Annotated in this window: 14 protein-coding genes; 13 read left to right on the top strand and 1 reads right to left on the bottom strand. The window is 35.0% G+C overall.

Annotation, left to right across the window (positions count from 1 at the left end; all coding sequences use genetic code 11):
• Positions 1-78: 78 nt before the first annotated feature.
• Both NHF47_RS06380 and NHF47_RS06375 read left to right on the top strand, forming a co-directional pair.
• Positions 79-5,046: a GEVED domain-containing protein gene (locus tag NHF47_RS06380; RefSeq protein WP_252764145.1), complete on the top strand. Its 4,968-nt coding sequence runs from the start codon at positions 79-81 to the stop codon at positions 5,044-5,046.
• 172 nt (positions 5,047-5,218) lie between these two features.
• Entirely contained in the window at positions 5,219-6,619 is a 1,401-nt protein-coding gene (locus NHF47_RS06375) for a hypothetical protein (protein ID WP_252764144.1), read from the top strand.
• Here the strand turns inward: NHF47_RS06375 and NHF47_RS06370 are convergent.
• Positions 6,616-6,942, bottom strand: coding sequence for a hypothetical protein (locus tag NHF47_RS06370; protein WP_252764143.1), 327 nt, complete (start codon positions 6,940-6,942; stop codon positions 6,616-6,618). The two genes, NHF47_RS06375 and NHF47_RS06370, sit on opposite strands and share 4 nt — an antisense overlap.
• A 116-nt stretch (positions 6,943-7,058) precedes the next feature.
• Here NHF47_RS06370 and NHF47_RS06365 point away from each other — a divergent pair, with 116 nt between their 5' ends.
• From NHF47_RS06365 to NHF47_RS06315, 11 genes are all read left to right on the top strand, one after another.
• Positions 7,059-7,235: a DUF5522 domain-containing protein gene (locus NHF47_RS06365; RefSeq protein ID WP_159780654.1), complete on the top strand. Its 177-nt coding sequence runs from the start codon at positions 7,059-7,061 to the stop codon at positions 7,233-7,235.
• 187 nt (positions 7,236-7,422) lie between these two features.
• Positions 7,423-9,408, top strand: a complete 1,986-nt coding sequence (locus NHF47_RS06360; RefSeq protein ID WP_252764142.1) for a urocanate hydratase — start codon at positions 7,423-7,425, stop codon at positions 9,406-9,408.
• Positions 9,409-9,499: 91 nt separating this feature from the next.
• Positions 9,500-10,030, top strand: a complete 531-nt coding sequence (locus NHF47_RS06355; protein WP_252764141.1) for a DUF4136 domain-containing protein — start codon at positions 9,500-9,502, stop codon at positions 10,028-10,030.
• Between the two features lie 591 nt (positions 10,031-10,621).
• Entirely contained in the window at positions 10,622-11,524 is a 903-nt protein-coding gene (locus NHF47_RS06350; RefSeq protein ID WP_252764140.1) for a branched-chain amino acid transaminase, read from the top strand.
• 4 nt (positions 11,525-11,528) lie between these two features.
• A complete protein-coding gene (gene ilvD / locus NHF47_RS06345; RefSeq protein ID WP_252764139.1) occupies positions 11,529-13,208 on the top strand; it encodes a dihydroxy-acid dehydratase in 1,680 nt (559 codons plus the stop codon).
• An 11-nt stretch (positions 13,209-13,219) separates the two neighbouring features.
• Positions 13,220-14,968, top strand: coding sequence for a biosynthetic-type acetolactate synthase large subunit (ilvB, locus tag NHF47_RS06340; protein WP_252764138.1), 1,749 nt, complete (start codon positions 13,220-13,222; stop codon positions 14,966-14,968).
• 2 nt (positions 14,969-14,970) lie between these two features.
• A complete protein-coding gene (gene ilvN, locus NHF47_RS06335; RefSeq protein ID WP_201297667.1) occupies positions 14,971-15,558 on the top strand; it encodes an acetolactate synthase small subunit in 588 nt (195 codons plus the stop codon).
• A gap of 179 nt (positions 15,559-15,737) precedes the next feature.
• Positions 15,738-17,216 carry a ketol-acid reductoisomerase gene (gene ilvC / locus NHF47_RS06330; protein WP_252764137.1) on the top strand — a complete coding sequence of 493 codons (1,479 nt, stop codon included), beginning with the start codon at positions 15,738-15,740 and terminating at the stop codon, positions 17,214-17,216.
• Positions 17,217-17,379: 163 nt separating this feature from the next.
• Positions 17,380-18,624, top strand: coding sequence for a threonine ammonia-lyase IlvA (gene ilvA / locus NHF47_RS06325; protein ID WP_252766064.1), 1,245 nt, complete (start codon positions 17,380-17,382; stop codon positions 18,622-18,624).
• 130 nt (positions 18,625-18,754) lie between these two features.
• Positions 18,755-19,804 (top strand): DUF6340 family protein, encoded by a 1,050-nt coding sequence (locus NHF47_RS06320; protein ID WP_252764136.1) that lies wholly within the window; start codon positions 18,755-18,757, stop codon positions 19,802-19,804.
• Between the two features lie 422 nt (positions 19,805-20,226).
• The gene (locus NHF47_RS06315; protein WP_252764135.1) at positions 20,227-21,984 is read left to right on the top strand and encodes an aromatic amino acid hydroxylase; all 1,758 of its coding nucleotides are present in this window, start codon (positions 20,227-20,229) and stop codon (positions 21,982-21,984) included.
• Positions 21,985-22,079: the final 95 nt, after the last annotated feature.

Raw genomic sequence — 22,079 nt, 5'->3', positions numbered from 1 at the left:
AAATAATTCATAATTTTTTGGTTTTTTTTAACATTATGTTTATTTTGGTCTAAATTATTTGCTTTTAATAGATATAATATGAAAAAAAATTACATTTTTCTAGCCCCACTAGTATTTGTAACAATCTTCTTTTTTAACCTCTCTTTTTCTCAAGGCTCTAACTGTTCAACAGCAACAAGCTTAACTATTAATGGTCCCTGTAGCAGTGGAACTATTACCGATTTAACTGAAAACAATCCAATTGCTTCTGGGTGTGCATTTAATGTATTCAGAAGAGAAGGTTGGTATACCTTCACAGTTACTAGCGGACCACAAAACATTACCATTACAGCTGAAGGCAATAATCGCGATTTATTTCTTCAATTAATTTCATCAACTTCATCTTGTACTGGATTAACCCAAATTGCATGTGCTAATGACACACAAGCAAATGGAACACAAACCGAAACCATTAGTACTGTTTTACCAAACGGTATCTATTACATCAAAGTTATTAACAACCGAAATAACAATGATATGGTTCTTAATAGTATCTGTGTTACAGCTCCAGCAAGTGCACCTACAAATGATAATTGTACTGGAGCCATACCTTTAACTATAAACTCAACTTGTACTTATTCCAACTTCTCTAATACCGGAGCTACTGCATCTACTACACCTTCTACTCCACCAGCACCTGGTTGCGCAAACTATTCTGGAGGAGATGTTTGGTTTTCGTTTACTGTTCCTGCCAACGGAACCGTTACAGTAGATTCACAAGCTGGAACATTGACAGATTCTGGAATGGCTTGGTATACTGGAACATGCGGAAGCCTCAATTTATTAGAATGTGATGATGACGACAGTAATAATGGATATATGTCATCCATTACAAGAACTGGATTGACTCCGGGAGCTACCATTTATGTCCGCTTTTGGGAATATGGAAATGACAACCAAGGCACATTTGGCATTTGCGCTTCTTCACCATTACCGTGTTCACCTCCATCATCTCAAGCTAATGGCTTTACTTTTGGAACAATAACATCTACTGCCTTTCCAGCAACATTTAACGGTACTGCTGATGGATATCTCGTAATTCGATCCTTATCTGCAACACCACCTACACAGCCTTCAAATGGAACATTGTATAATTCTGGAAATATAAGTAGTTTAGGAACTGGATTAACATTTGTTCAAAGTGGTACTTCGACTTCTATTTCAGGTACTGGACTAAGTGGTAATACCCATTACTATTATTATATTTATGCCTACAATAATACTAGTTGCTCTGGAGGACCAATTTATAATACATCCGGACCGTTAACCGGAAATGGAACAACTTGTTCTTCGACACCCACCCCTATTGCAACAAATTCAACTTTAACGAGTATTGATTTTTCATGGCCATCTTGTGCTGGCGGTGGAGCTAATTCAGTAACCTATCAATTACAAGTAACATTGGATGCTGGTTACACAATTAATGTACCAGGATCTCCCTTTACAATTAACGATCCTACTACTAATAGAAATGTAACAGGACTTAGCGCTAATACTAACTATTATTACAGAATTAGATCTTCAAATGGATGTAACAGTCCATATACCTCTGGTGTAGCTAAAACAGGGTATTGTAATGCAAACAATTCTACAAACACTAGTTACTATATAAGCGGCATTACAACTTCTGGAGCTTCAACCAATTTTACTAATTCTCCAACTGGGTTTACAAGTGGAGGCTACGTAGACTATACTTCATCTTTCTCAGTTTCCCAATATGCTGGACTAGGCTTTAATATTACAGCAACTCATCCATCTAGTACTTACGGATATTCTGTTTGGGTAGACTGGAATAATGATTTAGATTTTGATGATACCGGAGAAAACATATTAAATACAAGTTACTTATCAAGTCCAGCTTCTATAGGTACAATTACAATTCCTAATGGAACACCTGCTGGAAACTATAGAATGAGAATTCGAAATGCCTATCTAAGTAATCCTGCTCCATCTTGTGGTGATTTTCAATATGGAGAAACCGAAGATTACACCTTAAATTGTTTAGGTTCATTACCTTGTGCTGGAGGACCAACAAACATTATTGCCAATGTAACTTCTCAAACAGATGTGGCTATTTCTTGGACGGCAGGATCTCCAGTACCTGCAAATGGATATCAATATTATTTAGCTTCAACTGCTACTCCAGTTCCAAGCACTGGAACCACTGCAACTGGTTCTATAGGAAGTGGTTCAACTTCAATAACTTTAACTGGATTAACTCCAGGAAACACATATTACATTTGGATACGATCTAATTGCGGTGGCGGATTAGGCCAAGGAGCATGGGGTAACTATGTTCAATTTACTATGCCAACCTGCGATGTAGGTGATAGCCAAGGTACTACAACACTTGGTTGTCCGTCAGTGACATCAGGAGGTTTGAGTTTAAATGGTTCTGATCCAGCACCAATTAACTGTTCTGCTGCTTCTACTTGCGTAGATTTAGAAGCTACCTATTTAAATTTAGGAGATACTTCTACTTATAGTGTAGAATCGATACCTTACAATCCACCCTATCAATTTAGTTGTTTAAAAAATCCTGTAAGTGTAAATGTTGACGATATTTGGTCTCCAATTATCAATCTCCCTTTTGATTTTTGCTTTTATGGAAACACTTACAATCAATGTTTAATAGGATCTAATGGCGTAATTACATTTGATACAACAAACAACTTACCTGGAGACACTTGTAACTGGAGTTTCTCAGCAAACTTACCTGTAAGTGGAGATGGCGCTTTGATTGAAAATTCTATATTTGGTGTATTTCACGATATTGACCCTTCAGTTGGAGGCGAAGTTGGATGGGAATTAATCACTTTAAATACAGGATGTAGAGCACTTGTTGCTTCCTGGAACGATGTTCCAATGTATGATGAAAACTCCATTCTTTATACTGGTATGATGGTTCTTTATGAAAATACAAATGTAATTGAAGTATACATCCAAGAAAAGAACGTCGATAATTTTGGCGCCGGAACTTGGAATGACGGTAATGCGGTAGTGGGTATTCAAAATGCAGATGGTACAATAGCAACTGTCGCACCTAATAGAAATGGATTAGACAGTAATTGGGCTGTAACCAATGAAGCATGGCGTTTTGTACCAGATGGAACTTCAATTACCTCTATAAAATGGTATGAAGGCTCAGGAACAACTGGTCCAGTTGTAGGAACAACAGATCAAATAAATGTGTGCCCAACGGCCACTACGGTATATACTGCTGAAGTTACCTATACCTTATGTGGAGGAGCAACTTTAAAAGAAATTGATGAAACAACAGTTACTGTTAATGGCGGAAAAACTTGGACAGGTTCAGTCAGTACAAATTGGAATGATGGCAATAACTGGTCGCCAACTGGAATACCTACCTCTTCCGATTGTGTAATTATACCAGTTACAGCAAATGACCCAATCATTTCTGGCACAAACTATGAGGCTAATGGTTTAAACCTAACCATTCAAAATGGAGCTAATTTAACTGTTAACCCAACGAATAACATTACGATTACTAACTGGATCAACAACAATAGCTCAGGTATTTTAACTTTAGAAAATAGCTCAAGTTTAATTCAAATTAACAACGTCTCAAATACGGGGACAATGAATATGACAAGGGATGTTCAAGCAAAATTATACGATTATATTTATTGGTCATCTCCCGTATCAAATTTTGCAGTAAGTGATATAACTGGAAGTTACCGCTACAAATGGGAACCTACTTTACCAAGTATTTACGATAGTAATTACGGAAATTGGATTAGCACAAATGAAAACATGGTCATTGGCAAAGGATATATTGTAAGAACACCAAATACTTTCGCCACCTCTTTACAAACTTTAACGAGTACTTTTACAGGAACTCCAAATAATGGCACCATAACAACCCCCATTAAAAGAGATATTTATGACGGAATCAATTATATTGGACTTACGAATACACCTATAACCAAGGATGATGACAACTGGAATTTAATTGGCAACCCATATCCGTCAGCAATTGATGCTATCGATTTTTTAACCTTAAATACTAATATTGATGGTTTTATAAAAGTATGGACTCATGGAAATCTTCCAAGTTCAGCTGTTGCAGATCCATTTTATGAAAATTACCAATACAATTATTCTTTAAGCGATTATATTACGTATAACGCATCAGGAAGTTCTTCAGGACCAGGAGTATTTGGAGGCTATATTGCAGCAGGTCAAGCTTTCTTTGTTCTAATGAACCATTCAAGTATTCTAACAAATGAAAACGTTACATTTACAAATACTATGAGAAGTGCTAGCTATGATAATACTCAGTTCTTTAGAAATGGATCAAACCAAGAAGTTGAAAAAAATAGAATTTGGTTAGACTTAATTTCTGAAAATGGACAAAGTGTACGAACATTAGTTGGATATATTGAAGGCGCTACAAATACTATAGACAGACTTTATGATGCACCCGCACCTAATAAAAATAATTTTGATCTTTATTCTATAAACGAAAATAACAAATTAACAATACAAGGTAGAGGCCTACCATTTTTAACCACAGAGGTTATTCCATTAGGAATGTATCTAACTCAAGATGGACATCATACGATTGGTATTGGTGCCTTAGATGGTATTTTTGAAGACAACAACCAATCTATATTTCTAGAAGATCTTCAAAATAATTCCCTTCATGATTTACGAATAAGCCCGTACCGATTTTCAAGTTCAATGGGTTCTGTAGATAATCGTTTCCAATTAAGATTTACAGACAACACATTAAACAATAATGATTTTGAAAATAACGAATCTAATATCATTATCCTCTCAACTGATAATTTAGTTATTAAATCAACAAAAGACATTATTACAAGCGTACAAGTACACGATGTCTTAGGTAGAAACTTAGTAAATCTTAAAGAAGTAAACACTATGGAAACAATTATCTCAAACTTGCAAAAAAACAATGCACCCTTGTTTGTAGAGATAAAACTTAAAAATGGAAATTCAGTCACTAAAAAGATAATTTTTTAAAAAATAATAATTCTAAAACTACTATCCTCTTCTCAAAAAGAAGAGGATTTTTTTTACAAAAAAATCTCTCAATCAATCAAAATAAGTGCTTTTTTAACAAAAAAGGCAATTTATTTGTAATCATTTAAGATTTACAAACAATATTTTTACAGATAACCCAAAATAAAGTATCATGAAAAAACTTCTATTTCTCAGTTTTACTGTAATTAGCACCTTCACGTATTCGCAAGTAGGAATTGGAACTACAACTCCAAATGGAGCTTTAGAAATAACATCAACCACGCAAGGAATTGTCCCACCAAGAGTAGCATTAACGGCTTCAAATGTGGCTACTCCTGTAACAAACCCACAAGGAGGCGCCTTATTAGCTGGAACATTTGTATGGAATACGGCAACTGCTGGAGCTTCACCTAATAATGTTTCTCCTGGACTTTATTATTGGGATGGTTCAAAATGGGTTGCTTTTGCTGGAGCATCTGGCGGATTAGATTGGTCACTACAAGGAAACAGTGGCACAACACCTGGTACCAACTTTTTAGGAACAACAGATACTCAAAACGTTCATTTTTATACTAACAATTTAGAAAGAATGCGTATTTTAAGTGGTGGAACTATAGGAATTAACTCAGTCGGCTCAACTGCAAGTCAAGTAACTGTAGCTGGTGCTGGAACAAATGATGCCGTAGCAGGTACTGCAAATGATAACGTAGCGAATGCTTTTTGGGGTAGAAATGCCAATGCAACTGGAACTGCAGTTATTGGGGCAACAAATGGAATAACAGGAGTTTTCCCAACAAAAGGTGCTGGTGTAGCGGGTTCTGCAACAAATGGAGTTGGTATTTATGGCAGTACGGGTAACGGGGCGCCAAATAATGCAGCACACAATGGGAATTTTGCAGGTAGCTTTTCATTAGACACAGATAACAATGTTTCTACAAATAACAGTAGTGCTTTTGCAAGTATTGCAGGAAAAAACGAACAAGCCATTGCTGCTATTAGTGGCACAACTGTACGATTTTTATATGGTGGTTATTTTATAGGTGGTACCGCAGCGGGTGGCCAATCTTACAGTTATGTAGGTCTAAAATACAATCACGCCAATGATGCAACTGCTACAGGAGGAACCAATTATAAAATTGTAGGTAACGGAACCGTTTCTACATTAATTCCAGATGAAAATAACGAACCGAGAGTTATGTTTTGTCCAGAAGCTCCAGAAGTTTTATTTGAAGACTATGGTGTTGGGCAACTTACCAATGGAACCGCCTATATTGAGTTAGACAAAATAGTAGCTAAATCTCTTAAAATAGACGCAAATCATCCGCTCAAAGTTTTCATTCAATTAGAAGGAGAATGCAACGGTGTTTACGTTACTGAAAAGTCAGATAAAGGATTCAAAGTAAAAGAATTGAATAATGGAACGAGCAATGTAAGTTTCTCTTGGCATATTATTGGAAATCGTGCAGATACTGTAGATGCATCTGGTAAAGTCACTTCTCAATATCAAGACTTGCGATTACCTTATGGCCCAAAACCATTAGAAGAACCAAAATTAACTTCTAAAAAGAATTAAATATATTTTATCCAATTCCAAAAAGACCTCTTCTTTAAATAGTCGAGGTCTTCTTCATTCGCATAGGACTCTTTTTCAAAAGAAATATTTCTATAGGCATTTTTCCAACTTCTACACAGAAAATAACGCACAAGAAATTCCAATCCATACCACACAAAAAAAGGAAGCACTAACATTTCCAATTGCTGTTTAATATGAATTCGCTCATGATTAAGCAAAACAGCATTTCTTCCGTCTTCCTCTTGAGTTACAATAACAAAAGGATAAATCGTTATCCCTTTATAGCGTTTGTTAGTAAAAAAACGTACAACTAAAAGAATCATAGTATTGCATTTAATTCAAAAAACTACTCATATTTAAGTTAGAACTATAAGTAATCTTGGATAAAAATATTTATTTTTGGGGAATCTAAAAAGTATTTTAGATAAAGATTACAGTCATGAACAATAAAATAGACCCAAATACCCTTATTGAAGGAGAAGATTTTTATTATACTCCAGAAGGTTATAAATGTTTTACTGAAAAATACCACCTAAAAAGAGGCTATTGTTGCAAAAGTGGTTGTCGACACTGTCCTTATGGTTTTGACAAAAAAACAGGCACTATAAAAAAATAAAAATGGACATTACATTCGTTCGATATAAAATCACCATTTATAAAACCTATCACAGGTCAGATATTCGTTATCCCTAGTTGTTATTTTGGGCGTGCCCTCCATTTCATTTCGGTCGGGCTGTTCGCACTACAAGGTAGTTTGCTTCCATCCCTCACGCAAAACAAAAAATCAATAAAAATAACTTACAATGACTTTTAAAGAACAAATACTACAGGGAATTCCAAATGAATTACCTCCAGTTAAAACATATGAAACGCAAATCAATCACGCTCCTAAAAGAAAAGAAATTCTTTCAGATGCTGAAAAAAAAGTAGCTTTGCAAAATGCACTTCGCTATTTCGATCCCAAACATCATGCGACCTTGTTGCCAGAATTCAAGGACGAATTAGACAAATATGGCCGTATCTATATGTATCGTTTTCGTCCCGATTACGAAATGAAAGCACGTCCATTAGAAGACTACCCAGGAAAAAGCAATCAGGCTAAAGCCATCATGCTAATGATTCAAAATAATTTGGATTATGCTGTAGCACAACACCCGCATGAATTAATAACCTATGGTGGTAATGGAGCCGTTTTTCAAAATTGGGCACAGTATTTACTAACCATGCAATATTTGGCAGAAATGACTGACGAACAAACCTTAGTCATGTATTCAGGTCATCCCATGGGTTTATTTCCAAGTCATAAAGAAGCACCAAGAGTAGTGGTAACGAATGGAATGGTTATCCCTAATTACTCTAAACCCGATGATTGGGAAAAAATGAATGCTTTAGGGGTTTCTCAATACGGACAAATGACAGCCGGAAGTTATATGTACATTGGCCCACAAGGTATCGTTCACGGTACAACCATTACAGTATTAAATGGATTTAGAAAAATAAAAAAATCGCCACAAGGAAGTCTTTTTGTTACTTCTGGCTTAGGTGGTATGAGTGGCGCGCAACCTAAAGCAGGTAATATTGCCGGTTGTGTTACAGTTTGTGCAGAAGTCAACCCAAAAATCACACATATTCGTCATTCACAAGGCTGGATAAATGAAATCATAGAAAATATAGAGGATTTAGTACCTAGAGTTAAAAAAGCATTAGAAAATAAAGAAGTCATTTCAATTGCTTATTTAGGTAATGTCGTAGAGGTATGGGAACGTTTCGACACAGAGAACCTTCACATTGATTTAGGTTCAGATCAAACTTCTTTACACAATCCTTGGGCTGGAGGCTACTACCCTATTGGATTTACATTTGAAGAGTCTAATGAAATGATGGCAAACAATCCGCAACAATTCAAAGTAGAAGTTCAAAAAACGTTACGTCGCCATGCTGATGCAATTAATAAACATACAGCTAAAGGAACCTATTTTTTTGATTATGGTAATGCATTTTTACTAGAAGCTTCTCGAGCTGGGGCAGCTGTTATGAATGAAAATCCTACTTTAGGAAGAGAATTCAAATACCCTAGTTATGTGCAAGACATTATGGGACCTATGTGTTTTGACTATGGCTTCGGTCCTTTTAGATGGGTTTGTACTTCTGGAAAACCAGAAGATTTAGCTAAAACAGATGCAATTGCTTGTGCTGTTTTAGAAGAAATGATGCAATCTGCCCCAACAGAAATCCAACAGCAAATGGCAGACAACATTCAATGGATTAAAGGCGCTCAAGAAAATAAATTAGTAGTAGGTTCCCAAGCTAGAATATTATACGCTGATGCAGAAGGAAGAATAAAGATTGCAGAAGCTTTCAATCAAGCTATCGCAAAAGGAGAAATTGGTTATATTGTATTAGGAAGAGATCATCATGATGTTTCTGGAACCGATTCTCCATATAGAGAAACCTCAAATATTTATGATGGCTCCCGTTTTACTGCTGATATGGCTATTCAAAATGTAATTGGTGACAGCTTTAGAGGCGCTACTTGGGTATCCATTCATAATGGTGGTGGCGTTGGATGGGGTGAAGTAATTAATGGTGGTTTCGGCATGGTTCTTGATGGTAGTAAAGAAGCATCAAGACGTTTAGAATCGATGCTATTTTGGGATGTCAACAATGGAATTTCAAGAAGAAGCTGGGCTAGAAATGAAGGGGCTATTTTTGCAATAAAAAGAGCTATGGAGACGCAACCTTTATTGAAAGTTACCATCCCTAATATAGTTGATGAACGTTTGTTATAAGTTTAAAATGGCTTCATTGTTAAATTATTTAACCCAAACATTTTAAACAACTTGTAGAATAAGGTTAAATCATTTGCTAAAAAACACAATTATGAAAACATTAAAATTTATTACATTAGGATTACTATTTATCTTTGTTTCTTGCAGCTCTGTGAGAGTCAATGCCGATTATGATAAAAATGTAGACTTTGCTAATTATAACACTTATGCTTATTTAAAAAGTAGTATTGACAAAGCTGAAATATCGGATTTAGATAAAAAAAGAATTTTACGTTCCATTGATGAGGTAATGTCTAGCAAAGGGTTCGCAAAAAGCGATAACCCTAGTATGTTAATAAGTATCTTTACCAAAGAAAGAGAACGAGTAGATGTATACAATAACGCTGGCTTTGGCTGGGGTTGGGGTTGGGGTTGGAATCCGTATTGGGGAATGAATTACAACCGTGTCTACACTACGCCTGAAGGAACACTTTTTATCGACGTTATTGATGCTAAAACCAAAGAATTAGTATGGCAAGGTGAAGGCAGTGGTTATTTAACGAAAGATACCAATAAAAAAGACGAACGAATCATGGAATTCGTGTCAAAAATTTTAGCTCAGTACCCACCAACACACAAATAACAAGTCAATTATCATATTTTATAAAAAGAATTCGAAAAATGATTTTTATTTCAAAAAACATCACTTTTTGATATTAAAATTCATTATTTTAATAAAAATGATACCAAATCAAAAAAAACAAGTTAAACAATAGTTTTTTTGTTTACTTTTGTAAAAGTTAATAAAACACATGTATAAAAAGGTTATCATTATTGTCTCTATTAGTATTCCTCAAAAAGGATAGGAGACTTTATGCATAAACATATCAAAAGCCTCCTGCATTAGGAGGCTTTTTTTATTTTAAAATTATTATGATTCAAAACAATGTAATTATTGTCATTATTATCATTCGTCCCAAAAAACGAGTCAGGTAACTATGCAATTAAATTACAAAGCCTTTCTCGTAAAAACAGAAAGGCTTTTTTTTATTTATCCATTACAAAATCAATTTGGCAATTATACAAACTCATTTAACATCATAAAAAACAAAAACAAAAACAACTGAAAAACAGATACTTAAATAAAAAATATAGCTTTTAAATATTGTATAAGATTAAAAATCTAAAAATAATAAAAAACACATCCTAGTACATTTACATTAACAACAATAAAATGAATACAAAAAGCAATCCATACTATTCAACAGAATCATTTCTTTTTTATAATGGTGAATTTAAAAAAGCTTCTGAGACTACAACTGATCTTTACGGACAAACCTTACATTATGGTTATGGTGCCTTTGAAGGAATCAGATCTTATAAAACAGATGAAGGAACAAAAATTTTCAAAGCCGTTGAACATTATGAAAGATTAAAAAAATCTTGCGAATTAATTAATATTCCTTTTAAATATTCCCTTGAAGATTTAATCGAAAAATCATATCAATTATTAGAAATGAATAATCTCGATGATGCTTATCTTAGACCTATCGTTTTTTGCGACCCAAATATGAGTCTTACCAAACCCACAGGTGTAAATCTTATGATTTGTGCTTGGAAATGGGGAACCTATTTAGGTGATAATTTATTGCATCTTTCCGTTTCTTCTTATTGTAGACCACATCCAAAATCGATTAAAATTGAAGCTAAAGTTTGTGGACACTATATCAATTCTATTTTAGCTACCAATGAAGCAAAAAATAATGGTTTTGATGAAGCTTTACTTCTCGATTGTGAAGGATATGTGGCAGAAGGACCTGGTGCTAATCTTTTCTTCGAAAAAAATGGGGTACTCTACACTCCTCAATTAGGAAATATTTTACCTGGAATTACTCGTACTACGATAATTGAACTTTGCAACAATCACGGAATCAAAATTCAAGAAGGCCAATTTACGCTAGACCAATTATTCCAAGCTGACGCTGCTTTTTATTGCGGAACGGCAGCAGAAGTTATTGGTATTCAATCCATAGATAAAAAAGAGTTCCCTCTAGACTGGGAAAAGAGTCTTGGTAAAAAATTACAAACGGCTTACAAAAATTTAGTTACAGCAAACCAATTTTCATTACAAAATTAAAATCATGTCATTAAACAAACATAGCAAAACCGTTACACAAGATCCTACGCAACCAGCTGCTCAAGCCATGCTATATGGCATTGGTTTAACCGATGCACAATTAGCGCAACCTTTTATTGGAATTGCTTCCATGGGATATGATGGTAACACTTGTAATATGCATCTTAATCATCTCGCAACTTTAATTAAAAAAGAAATCAATGATACTGAAATGGTAGGCCTAATTTTTAACACTATTGGTATCAGTGATGGTATTACAAACGGAACTGATGGTATGCGTTATTCTTTAGTAAGTAGAGAAGTTATTGCAGACAGTATTGAAAGTGTGGTAGATGGCCATTATTATGATGCTGTAGTAGCCATTCCTGGTTGTGATAAAAACATGCCAGGTTCCATTATAGCCATGGGAAGATTAAACAGACCATCCATCATGGTTTATGGAGGCACTATTGCTCCAGGAAAATATCAGGGAAAAGACTTAAATATTGTCTCGGCTTTTGAAGCATTGGGAGAAAAAATCGCTGGAAAAATATCAGAAGAAGAGTTTAAAGGCATTATCAAAAATTCTTGTCCAGGTGCAGGTGCTTGCGGAGGTATGTATACGGCAAATACCATGGCAATTGCTATTGAAGCTTTAGGCATGAGCTTACCTTACTCGAGTTCCAATCCTGCGGTATCACAAGAAAAAATAGAAGAATGTGAAAAAGTAGCCCATTATATCAAATTGCTTTTAGAGAAAAACATTTGTCCGAAAGACATCATGACTTTTAAGGCTTTTGAAAATGCTATTACCACTTTAATTGCATTGGGAGGAAGTACTAATGCGGTCTTGCATATTATTGCAATGGCAAAAAGCGTTGGTGTAAAAATCACCCAAGATGATTTTCAAAGAATAAGCAATACAACACCCCTTATCGCAGATTTTAAACCAGGAGGTAATTATTTAATGCAAAATCTTCATGAAAAAGGAGGTGTCCCTATGGTATTAAAATACTTACTATCAAAAGGAATGTTGCATGGTGATTGCTTAACTGTCACTGGACAAACTCTTGCTGAGAACTTAAAAAATATACCAAATATTGATTTTGATAATCAAAATATCATCAAACCTATAGAAAATCCTATTAAAACTACAGGCCATTTACAAATTCTATATGGCAATTTAGCAGAAAAAGGTTCGGTAGCTAAAATTACAGGTAAAGAAGGCGAAAAATTCTCTGGTCCTGCCAAAGTTTTTGATGGTGAAAAAGAACTCATAAAAGGAATTGAGGATAAAAAAATACAACCTGGTGATGTGGTTGTTATTCGATATGTAGGGCCAAAAGGAGGTCCTGGAATGCCTGAAATGTTAAAACCCACTTCTGCCATTATTGGTGCGGGTTTAGGCAAAAGTGTCGCTTTAATTACAGATGGAAGATTTAGTGGTGGTACACACGGCTTTGTAGTAGGTCATATAGCTCCAGAAGCGTATGATGGCGGTACCATTGCATTGGTAAAAGATGGCGATCGCATTGAATTAGATGCAACAAACAATTCCATTCATCTGGCTATTTCAGAAACAGAATTAGAAAACAGAAGAAAAACTTTTGTCAAACCGCAACCTAAAGTTAAAAAAGGTGTTTTATACAAATATTTACAATTAGTAACAGATGCTTCAGAAGGCTGTGTTACAGACGAACTATAATTAAGAATACTATGGAAACAGTAGCGCAAACAACATTGGAAAACAACATTGGAAAAACCCATAATGTATCGGGTAGCTTAGCCGTTATAGATGCTTTACTATCGGAAGAAGTCACCACTGTTTTTGGATATCCAGGTGGTGCCATTATGCCTATTTATGATGCTTTATATGATTTTGGAGATAGTTTACAACATATCTTAGTTCGTCATGAACAAGGTGCTATTCATGCAGCTCAAGGATATGCTAGAGCCAGTGGTAAAACAGGTGTCGTTTTTGCTACTAGTGGTCCTGGAGCCACAAACTTAGTTACAGGTTTAGCTGATGCACAAATCGACTCAACTCCTATTGTTTGTATAACGGGCCAGGTTTTTGCCCATTTATTAGGTACGGATGCCTTTCAGGAAACCGATGTGATTAATATTACCACACCCATAACCAAATGGAACTATCAAGTAACAGATGCGAATGAAATTCCTGAAGTTTTAGCAAAAGCTTTCTATATCGCAAGTTCAGGAAGACCAGGGCCTGTTTTAATTGATATTACCAAAAATGCGCAATTGCAACTTTTTGAATATAAAGGGTATAGACAATGTGTTCATGTAAGAAGTTATCGTCCTGAACCGATTGTTCGTAAAGAATATATTGAACAAGCTGCAAAACTTATCAATCAAGCCCAAAAACCATTTGTGATTTTTGGTCAAGGTGTTATTTTAGGAAATGCTGAAAAAGAATTTTTAACTTTTATTGAAAAAGCAGGTATTCCAACTGCATGGACGATTATGGGAATGAGTGCTATTCCTACTGATCATCCTTTAGCTGTAGGTATGCTTGGCATGCATGGCAATTATGGCCCAAATTATCTTACGAATGAATGTGATGTTTTAATTGCCATCGGAATGCGTTTTGACGATCGCGTTACAGGTCGACTCGATAAATATGCGAAACAAGCACAAGTGATTCACTTGGATATTGATCCCGCTGAAATTGATAAAAACGTACAAACTACGGTTCCTGTGTGGGGAAATTGTAAAGAAACCTTACCCCTTTTAACCGAATTAATTGATACAAAAAACTATCCGGAATGGTTTGCTGAATTTGAAACAAAGAAAGAAAAGGAAACTACCCTATTAATTGAAAAAGAATTGAATCCTACTTCTGACCAATTAACCATGGGTGAGGTTATGAAAGTACTGAACGAATTAACGAATGGAGATGCCGTTATTGTTACCGATGTGGGCCAACATCAAATGGTGGCGTGTAGATATACCAAACAAAATCAATCAAGAAGTAATATTACTAGTGGTGGCTTAGGTACCATGGGATTTGCTATTCCAGCTGCAATTGGTGCCAAATTTGGTGCTCCCGAAAGACAAATTGTAGCCATTATGGGTGATGGTGGTGCCCAAATGAATATACAAGAACTAGGAACCATCATGCAATACCAACCTAATGTAAAAATACTCATCTTAAACAATAGCTTTTTAGGAATGGTAAGACAGTGGCAAGAGTTATTTCATGAAAAAAGATACTCGTTTACCGATATCCAAAGTCCGAATTTTGTAACGCTTGCAAGCGCTTACAATATTGCTGGAAAACAAATTTCTAAAAGAGACGAACTAAAAAGTAGCCTAAAAGAAATGTTAGACCATCCTGCATCGTATTTACTAGAAGTGGCTGTTTTACATGAAGATAATGTATTTCCAATGGTACCACAAGGAAAAGGTGTAGCTGAAATTGTTTTAAGTAAAGAAGAAATTTAATTATGAAGAAAGAGCATACATTAACCGTTTATACCGAAAATCAGGTAGGTCTTCTGAATAAAATAGCAATTATTTTTTCGAGAAGAAAAATCAATTTGGAAAGTTTTAATTCTTCTCCAAGTGAGATTGAAAAAATTTATCGTTTTACTATTGTCGTTATCGAAACTGAAGAAGTAGTTCGCAATCTGGTGAGACAAATTGAAAAAATTGTAGATGTTTTTAAGGTGTTTAACAATACGAATGATGAAATCATTTGGCAACAAATTGCTTTATATAAAGTACCTACTAGTGTGATTATGAAAGATGTAAAAGTAGAACGTCTGCTAAGACAATTTGGCGCTAATGCAGTGGTTATTCGAAATGATTATACCGTTTTTGAAGCCACAGGACAAGATGATGAAATTAACAATTTATTAAAAGAATTGGATAAATACGGCCTTATCGAATTTGTCAGAAGTTCTCGTATAGCAATTATTAAATCGAGTGAAGGAGTACATAAAAAAGTACTGGATATGCAAAAAAACGATCCTCGAAAATCACCTATTAACAATGAATACTTAAATCATAAAAGTAAGATTTTTCAAATGTAGTAGATAGAAGAAAATCTAACTATAATCAATAATCTTTTTAAAAATAAAGTCGTCAGTTCGAGTGTTTTTGTGAAGAGAAGCGCAACAAAAATGTATCGAGAACAAATAGAAAACTTCTCGATACGCTTCGCACTCGAAGTGACATATAAAAAATACAAACTAAATTAAAAAAAAGAATCATGTCAAATTATTTCAATGCCTTACCTCATCGTTTAAAAGTTCAAGAATTAGGAAAGTGCGATTTCATGAATAACACCGAATTTTCTGAAGGTGTAACCCAATTAAAAGGTAAAAAAATTGTCATTATTGGTTGTGGTGCCCAAGGTTTGGCCCAAGGCCAAAATATGAGAGATAGTGGCTTAGAGGTAGCGTATGCACTACGTAAAGAAGCTATTGAAGGGAAAAGAGCCTCATTTGTAAACGCTACCGAAAATGGCTTTGAAGTGGGAACTTTTGAAGAAATGATTCCAAAAGCCGATTTAGTTTCGAACTTAGCCCCAGACAAACAACATACGGATGTAGTTACTAAAGTAGTGCCTTTGATGAAAAAAGGAGCGTGTTTGTCTTACTCACATGGATTCAATATAGTAGAAGAAGGTACAAAAATAAGAGAAGACATTACCGTGATAATGATTGCTCCAAAATCACCAGCATCTGAAGTAAGAGCGGAATATTTAAGAGGTTTTGGTGTTCCAACATTAATTGCGGTTCACACCGATAATGACCCAAATGGCGAAGGTTTAGAAATTGCTAAAGCCTATTGTGTAGGAACAGGTGGACATAAAGCAGGTGTACTACTTTCTTCTTTTGTGGCGGAAGTAAAATCGGATTTAATGGGAGAACAAACCATTCTTTGTGGTTTATTACAAACGGGTTCGATTCTATCGTTCAACAAAATGGTGGAAAAAGGAATTGATGCCGGTTATGCTTCCAAATTAGTGCAATATGGTTGGGAAGTGATTACCGAAGCTTTAAAAATTGGTGGTATTACCAATATGATGGATCGTTTGTCTAATCCTGCAAAAATTGAAGCTTTTAAACTGGCAGAAGAATTAAAAACCATTATGACGCCTTTGTTTGAAAAACATATGGATGATATTTTATCCGGACATTTTTCAAAAACGATGATGGAAGATTGGGCGAATGGGGATAAAAATTTATTACAATGGAGAGCCGAAACAGGTGAAACTGATTTTGAAAAGACTCCAGCTTCTGAGGTAAAAATTAGCGAACAAGAATATTTTGATAACGCGCTTTTAATGGTGGCTTTTGTAAAAGCAGGTGTCGAATTGGCTTATGAAACCATGACGCTTTCTGGAATTAAAGAAGAATCCGCATATTATGAATCGCTACACGAAGCGCCTTTAATTGCGAATACTATTGCGCGTAAAAAATTATTCGAAATGAACCGAGTTATTTCGGATACTGCTGAATACGGTTGCTATTTGTTTGATCATGCGTGCAAACCTTTGTTAGCTGATTTTATGCAAAAAGTAGATACGAATCTTATTGGTAAAAACTATAATGATACGGCTTCGAATCAGGTGGATAATTTCGAATTGGTAAAAGTCAATGCTAGTATTCGAAATCATTCTATTGAAATTTGTGGAGCGAAATTACGAGCAGCCATGACTGCCATGAAAAAAATTGTAGCGTAATAACATTCATATAGTAGTATCACTTCGAGTTTCTCTATACTACGTTACAGGCGAAGTATAAAAAAAATTCTAAACCTTTTAAAAAAAAGGTTCTCGACTGCGCTCGAACTGACAACCAAATAAATTAAAAAAACTGATTTTAAGAATCATGCTTACAACAACAATGACATTATTTGAAGAAGTATTGGAAGCTAAAAAGCAATTTGAAGAGGTGGTCTTCCCTACTCCTTTATTACCCAATCGAAATTTATCTCATAGCTTTCAAGCCAATGTGCTTCTCAAAAGAGAAGATTTACAAGTGGTGCGTTCCTACAAAATCCGAGGCGCTTATAATAAAATGAGTGCTTTAACGGAAACGGAAAAAAAGCAAGGAATTGTTTGTGCTAGTGCTGGCAATCATGCACAAGGTGTGGCTTATTCTTGTCATTTATTACAAATTCATGGCAAAATTTTCATGCCTAAAACTACTCCCAAACAAAAAATCAAACAGGTGCAACTTTTTGGTCAGGATTTCATTGAAATTATTTTAACAGGAGATACTTTTGACGATGCTTATGCTTCCGCGAATGCTAATTGTCTCGCTGAAAATAAAATTTTCATTCATCCTTTCGATGATGTAAAAGTTATTGCGGGTCAAGGTACGGTTGGTCTAGAAATTTTAGAAGATTCAAAAACGAAAATCGATTATGTCTTTGTTCCTATTGGTGGTGGTGGTTTGGCTTCCGGACTTTCAACAGTTTTTAAAGAATTAAGCCCGAATACTAAAATCATTGGTGTAGAACCTGCTGGTGCTCCTTCTATGAAAGTATCTATTGAAAAAGGAGAAAACACCCGTTTAGATGACATCGACAAATTTGTAGATGGCGCTGCTGTGAAACAGGTAGGACACCACAATTATACCATTTGTAAAGAAAATTTAGACGATATTATTCTCGTTCCTGAAGGAAAAGTATGTTCTACCATTTTACAATTATACAATGAAGAAGCCATGGTGGTGGAACCTGCAGGTGCTTTAACAATTGCCGCTTTGGACTTTTACAAAGACAAAATTAAAGGCAAAAATGTGGTTTGCATCGTAAGTGGTAGTAATAATGATATCGAACGAACTGCAGAAATTAAAGAGCGCTCTCTGTTATATGAAGGGTTGAAACACTATTTCATGATTCAGTTTCCACAAAGACCTGGTGCTTTAAAAGAATTTGTAAATGAAATTCTAGGCGAAGATGATGACATTACGTATTTTCAATTCAAACAAAAAAACAATCGGGAATCAGGACCAGTGATCGTCGGACTAGAATTAAAAAATAAAGCAGACATTGCTCCTATTTTAGAAAAAATGAAAATAAAAGGTTTTGAATTTCATTACCTCAACGAAAAGGAGGATTTATTCGCACAGCTGATAGGCTAATAATTCTCTGGGTTTGGTTTAGTCAATAAGCTTCACAGGAAACTGTGAGGCTTTTTTGTTGGGTTACTAAACACTTGTTATTCCAAAAAAATAATTATTTTTATAACCTTAACCCCAAAGAATCAAAGCAATGCAACAAAAATACTTCTTATTCCTGAGCGCATTTTTTATTTTGACTTTACTTTCTTCTTGTAGTGCTACCAATGGTTTAACCTTAAGCGTTACCGAACCAGCTCCTGTTTTATTAAACAAAGAATCTAAAAATATTGGTATCCTAAACAGAAGTATTCCAGATAAAAAATATGAAATCGTAGATGCTTTAGATAAAATCTTAACTGCTGAAGGTAAGGAATTGGATAAAAAAGGGAGTGAAATGGCGATTGCGAGTTTGCAAATGGAACTTCAAAAAAATGATAAATTAAATACCATCATGCTATTGGATACCATCGCTTCAAAAAAATACGGTATGGATCAATTCAGTGCTGCGCTACCTTGGTCAACCGTTGAAGCTATTTGTGCGGCTAACAATATCGATGTTATTTACGAACTTTCCTTTTATGACACCGATTCCAAAATTAATTATGCTACTACTACTTCTGAAGTAAAAAATGCCTTTGGTTTAAAGGTCCCTTTATTGGAACATATCGTTACTGTAAATACGTTGATTAAATCGGGATGGCGCATTTATGACAACAAGTATAAAACCATTGTAGATGAATATGCAACTACGAATACCGTCACTTTAAAAGGAAGAGGCATTAATCCTGTGAAAGCCTTTGAAACTATTACAACCCGTAAAGAAGCCGTTTTAGAAATTAGTAAAGATATTGGTCAAAAATACGCTTGGCAATTGTTGCCTTATCGAATACGAGTTTCCCGAGATTATTATGTAAAAGGCACGAATAATTTTGAAATTGCCAAAAGAAGAGCACAAGCAGGACAATGGGATGGCGCAGCCGAATTATGGTTGGTCGAAACCAATAATCCAGATAGCAAAATTGCGGGTCGCGCTTGCTATAATATGGGCATTAGTAGTGAAATTAATGGCGATCTCGACAAAGCGATAGAATGGACCACCAAATCCTACACCGATTATGGAGACAAAAATGCCCTTCGTTATTTGAATATTTTAAAAAACAGAAAAAGAAAACAAGAACAGTTGGAAAGAGAGAACAATTAGGAATCGTCTTTTCAACAGGTATCGTACTGCATAAAAAAAGTGTGCTATTAATTTTCAAAAATAGCACACTCTGGTCTTAAAACTAAACTACTATGGCAATGTATAGTAGTTAATACAAAAAGCAGGCCAGTTTTTTTTATTTTAGAAATAATTCGTAAAAAAAGGTATTGAATAGTTGTGTCAATTTATTTTCAAAAAACATTTTGCAACACTTTTTGTGTCAATTTATTTTAGAAAATCATTTTGCCACAGTTTGTGTGACAATCTCAAATTTTTAAAATAATTGACACCAGTTTACAAACTTTCATCAAATTAAATACAAGCAAACTATTTTTACACATTCCTCAAAAAATCTCCTTTTTTACATCCCAAAATCTGCTAAAAAATTCGTATTTTTACGGATATATTAATTTATGTGCATTATGGAAGCATCTTTTGAAAGCAATCCTTTGATAGACAGGTTACCGAAACATTTAAAACAGTTTATAAAACCACAAGATTATAAAGATTACACGCCTATTAACCAAGCGGTTTGGCGTTATGTAATGCGTAAAAACGTGGATTATTTGTCTAAAGTTGCACATGAATCGTATTTAGAAGGTCTAGAAAAAACAGGTTTGGAAATTGAAAACATTCCAAATATGTATGGCATGAACCGTATTCTAAAAGAAATTGGTTGGGCAGCCGTTGCTGTAGATGGTTTTATTCCTCCCAATGCTTTTATGGAATTTCAAGCCTACAATGTTTTGGTTATTGCTTCCGATATTCGTCAATTAGAACACATCGAATACACACCCGCTCCCGATATTATTCATGAAGGTGCTGGCCATGCTCCTATTATTGCCAATCCAGAATATGCAGAATACTTGCGTCGTTTTGGTGAAATTGGTTGTAAAGCCATTTCTTCTGCTCACGATCACGAAATGTATGAAGCCGTGCGTTTGCTTTCTATCTTAAAAGAAGCAGAAGATACACCTGAAGCTGAAATAAAAGCAGCAGAAGATCGTGTAGAATACCTACAAAATAACATGGGTGAATTGTCGGAAATGGCGCGCATCCGAAACTTACATTGGTGGACGGTTGAATACGGTTTAATTGGTACCGTTGAAAATCCTAAAATTTATGGTGCTGGATTGTTATCGTCTATAGGGGAAAGTGCTTGGTGTATGACCGATAATGTGAAGAAAATTCCTTATTCAATTGTCGCAGCCGACCAAAGTTTTGACATTACAAAGCCACAACCCCAACTTTTTGTAACTCCTGATTTTGCACATTTGAGTTTGGTTTTAGAAGAGTTTGCCAATACCATGGCCTTGCGAAAAGGAGGTCCGAAAGGCGTTCAAAAACTAATTGATTCCAAAGCATTAGGAACTATTGAATTAAGTACGGGTTTACAAATTTCAGGGGTGTTTACCAATGTTATTGAAGACGAAGGAAAATCGGTTTATGTACAAACTACTGGACCCACTGCACTCTCCTATCGAGAAAAAGAACTCGTGGGTCATGGTACAGAATATCATGCAGAAGGTTTTGGTAGCCCAATTGGTATGCTAAAAGGAATTAACTTGGCTATTGAAGATATGGGGCCAAGAGATTTACGTGCGTATGATATTTATGAAGGCGAACAAGTAACCTTAGAATTTGAAGGTAATATTGTGGTTTCTGGAGAAATTGTTACGGGAACTCGAAATTTACAAGGAGAAATTGTCATTATCAAATTCAAAAATTGTACGGTTACGCATAAGGATACGGTTTTATTTCAACCCGAATGGGGTATTTATGATATGGCTGTAGGTAAAAAAATCACCTCCGCATTTAGTGGTCCTGCAGATGTGAACAGTTTTGATATGATTACACACGTTCCTTCTTCTACAACGATAAAAGCAAAAGTATCGGAAGAAAGAAAAGAATTAGAAATTTTATATCAAAGTGTGCGTGACATTCGTGAAGGAAAGACAGCTACTACTACTTTAAAAGAAGCTTTTGGTGCCGTAAGTGCCAACCATCCTAACGATTGGTTACTAAGTGTAGAAATTGCGGAATTAGTTTACCAAGCGAATGATAACGAGTTTTTAGATAAAATCGTCAATCATTTAGAATTCGTAAAAAACAAACGCCCAGAAGTAGCGCATTTAATACAGAACGGATTAGACTTGATCTTTGAAAAAGATTTGGTTTAATTGTAAAATTAGACTATTTGAATTTTACTAAATAAAGATTCTTGCATAGTCACATCGAGCGCAGTCGAGATGTTAAAACTCATCTCGACTGCGCT

The sequence above is a fragment of the Flavobacterium sp. NRK F7 genome, from assembly GCF_024054195.1.
Taxonomy (GTDB): domain Bacteria; phylum Bacteroidota; class Bacteroidia; order Flavobacteriales; family Flavobacteriaceae; genus Flavobacterium.
Note: the sequence above shows the minus strand (reverse complement) of the source record. Positions and strands in the feature narration are given on the sequence as shown.